The sequence below is a fragment of the Acinetobacter sp. UBA3132 genome (genome assembly GCF_002364825.1).
GTDB classification, from domain to species: Bacteria; Pseudomonadota; Gammaproteobacteria; order Pseudomonadales; family Moraxellaceae; genus Acinetobacter; species Acinetobacter schindleri.
Window position 1 is genome coordinate 1 of sequence record NZ_DEZM01000057.1, and the last position, 2,944, is coordinate 2,944.

The window sequence follows — 2,944 nt, forward strand, 5'->3', positions numbered from 1 at the left end:
GAATTTTATTGAAGCATAAAAAAGCCCACTCTAAAGCGGGCATTTTTTATATAGAACTGATTATTCCAGGAAGCGGACAGTTACACCGGACTTCACTTTACGGCTAAGATCATTGGCATCCCAGTTAGTCAAACGGATACAACCGTGTGAATAAGACTTGGAAATCATAGATGGATTTGGCGTACCATGAATACCAAATGATTTCTTGCTCAGACCAATCCAGATATTACCGACTGGACCATTCGGGCCAGGTGGTAAGGAAAGCGGTTTGGTGTTATTACCTTGAACAAAGTTAGAAGGTGAATAGCTATAATATGGGTTACGCGCCACACCTGTTACTTTATAAGTACCTGTTGGAGAAGGCGTGCTGGTATTACCAATACTTGCCGGGAAAGAGGCAATCATTTTATTTTTGCTGTTAAACAGATACAGCTGTTTGGCACCTTTGTGCGCTACAATCAAATGAATGTCTTCTGGCAGGTTGTTACGGACATTGGCAACCAGAAGTTTTTGGCCTGCTTTGCTGAAGTTTGCTCCCGGATTGAGCTGTTTCAGGAACGCTTCATCCATGTGGAATTTTTCAGCAAGCATTTCCGACATGCTGGTGTAGTACAGACCAGGCATTTTAGCCTGTAGCGCATAATCAGATGGAATTGATTTTGCCAAAGGTACTTTCAGATCTTCTGCTGAAATCGTGTATTCGACAAATGCAGGCTTAGACGCTTGCAATTCTATCAGCTTATCCCAGGTTTCTTTAGTCAATGTACCGGTCGGCTTGATACCATTCATTTGCTGGAAAGAAGCCAGCGCTTTCAGGGTATTTTTACCACTGGTTCCATCAATTGCACCTGGCGAAGCATGAGCATTGTTCAGCATGACATGTGCACGTGCGTAAACAGGGAACTGACCTTTACCGATGTCTTCATACCATTCAGCATTATTCAGACCATCTAGCGTCCAAGAGGCTTTATTGGCATGAGCAGACGTGCTTTTAGCGGCTGCTGTTGGGGCAGCACCGATATCCGCATTTTGATCTTCAGCTGCCTGCAGGCCATCCAGGGTCTCAGAAGCCTGAGTAAGATCGCTTTGTTCCTGAGCTGAAATAGGAGTATCTGTAGATTTGGCTGCTGATGCTTCTGTAGCAAGCGGATCGATCGGGTCTTGAACCGTAACATCGGTCGCTACTTTTTTGGGATTTAATGGCTGTTCAGTAGCAGAAGCAGCGAAGGCAGTACCTGCAATAATGCAACTTAAACTCATTGCGAGCATTGTGCGAACGAACATGTAATTCAACCTAATTATTCATAAACTATTTAAATAACGTAATAAGTATTACAGAAAAACTATGGAGATGCAGTAGTTGTTTTGTGACACCCTTGATTCTCCACTTATGATGATCGATTTTTAAAGTAATGTGAAGTTATTAAAAATGGAGGCTTTTTGCTATGATGTCCTGAATGTCAAAGATTGATGGTAATGTGAATGACGACCTTAAAAAATGATCGTTTTCTGCGTGCATTGTTGCGTGAACCTGTAGATACCACACCCGTATGGATGATGCGCCAGGCAGGCCGTTATTTACCAGAATACCGTGAAACACGTGCCAAGGCAGGGGATTTCCTGTCTCTTTGCAAGAATACCGAATTTGCCTGTGAAGTGACCTTGCAGCCGCTGCGCCGTTATGAACTTGATGCTGCCATTCTATTTTCGGACATTTTGACTGTGCCGGATGCATTAGGTCTGGGTCTGTATTTTGAAGCCGGTGAAGGTCCTAAGTTTCATAAAACCGTACGTACCGAGCAGGATGTAGCGAATCTGCCAGCATTTAATGCCAAATCAGATCTGGACTATGTCATGAATGCGGTTACTACGATCCGTTCAGCATTAGGTGGACAAGTTCCCTTAATTGGCTTCTCGGGCAGTCCATGGACACTGGCGACTTATATGGTTGAAGGTGGTTCCAGCAAGGATTTCCGCTTTACCAAACAAATGATGTATGCACAGCCTGAAGTGCTGCATGCATTACTTACACGTCTGGCAGATGCAGTAACGGATTACCTGAATGCCCAGATTGATGCAGGTGCTCAGGCGGTGCAGATTTTTGATAGTTGGGGTGGTGCACTAGCGCATCGTGAATATATCGAATTTTCACTTAATTATATGCAAAAAATTGTCGCAGGTTTGCAGCGTGAAAAAGAGGGTCGCAAGATCCCTGTGATCCTGTTCACCAAAGGTGGTGGCCAGTGGCTTGAGCCAATGATAGCAACGGGTGCAGATGCTTTTGGACTGGACTGGACTACGCCATTGAATGTTGCCCGTCAGACTGTTGCTGGTCGTGCAGCACTACAAGGCAACCTTGATCCTGCAACCTTATATGGTTCTCCAGATGCAATTGCTAAAGCTACCCGGCTGATGCTGGACGATGCATATGCTAATGGTGAAAAGACCGGTTATGTGGCAAATCTTGGACATGGCATTACACAATGGGTAGATCCAGCCCATCCTAAAGCGTTTATTGATACCGTGCATGAGTACAGCGCTAAATATCTTTAGGATGTAAACCTTGATCGACCTACTCAAATCAGGGTTTGAATTTTCTTATAAGGCAGCATCGGCTGCCTTATTTGGGATCTTACTCCTGCTGGCTTTTGCTTTTAGCGCTTCAATGGGGAGTGAACTCTTTTACGGCTTCTACCGTTATGACTACCTTCTATTTTATGCTCTGGTGATTCAGGTCATTCTGTTATATGCCAAATTAGAATCCTGGCCAGAAGCCAGAGTCATTGCGCTATTTCATATTCTGGCGATGGTGATGGAAATTTTTCTGACTCATCCAGCGATTGCTTCCTGGCATTATCCACAACCCGCCATTTTCAAGATATTAACTGTCCCGTTGTTTGCAGGCTTTATGTATTCAGCGGTTGGCAGTTTTTTTGCGCGTTCA

3 protein-coding genes are annotated in these 2,944 nt (G+C 44.4%); 2 read left to right on the plus strand and 1 reads right to left on the minus strand.

Going from position 1 to position 2,944, the window contains the following annotated elements; all coding sequences use genetic code 11:
- Window positions 1-60: 60 nt before the first annotated feature.
- Complete coding sequence (locus tag B4033_RS02595; protein ID WP_286831877.1) at window positions 61-1,284, minus strand: L,D-transpeptidase family protein; 1,224 nt, start codon at window positions 1,282-1,284, stop codon at window positions 61-63.
- 198 nt (window positions 1,285-1,482) lie between these two features.
- Between B4033_RS02595 and hemE the strand changes: the two genes are divergently transcribed.
- Entirely contained in the window at window positions 1,483-2,553 is a 1,071-nt protein-coding gene (hemE, locus tag B4033_RS02600; RefSeq protein WP_286831879.1) for a uroporphyrinogen decarboxylase, read from the plus strand.
- 10 nt (window positions 2,554-2,563) lie between these two features.
- The coding region (locus B4033_RS02605) for a DUF817 family protein (protein WP_286831881.1) at window positions 2,564-2,944 on the plus strand (381 nt) is incomplete at its 3' end.

Bases quoted from the DNA above. Each gene is read 5' to 3' on its own strand.
- B4033_RS02595 (WP_286831877.1), bottom strand. From the start codon at position 1,284: ATGTTCGTTCGCACAATGCTCGCAATGAGTTTAAGTTGCATTATTGCA.
- hemE (WP_286831879.1), top strand. From the start codon at position 1,483: ATGACGACCTTAAAAAATGATCGTTTTCTGCGTGCATTGTTGCGTGAA.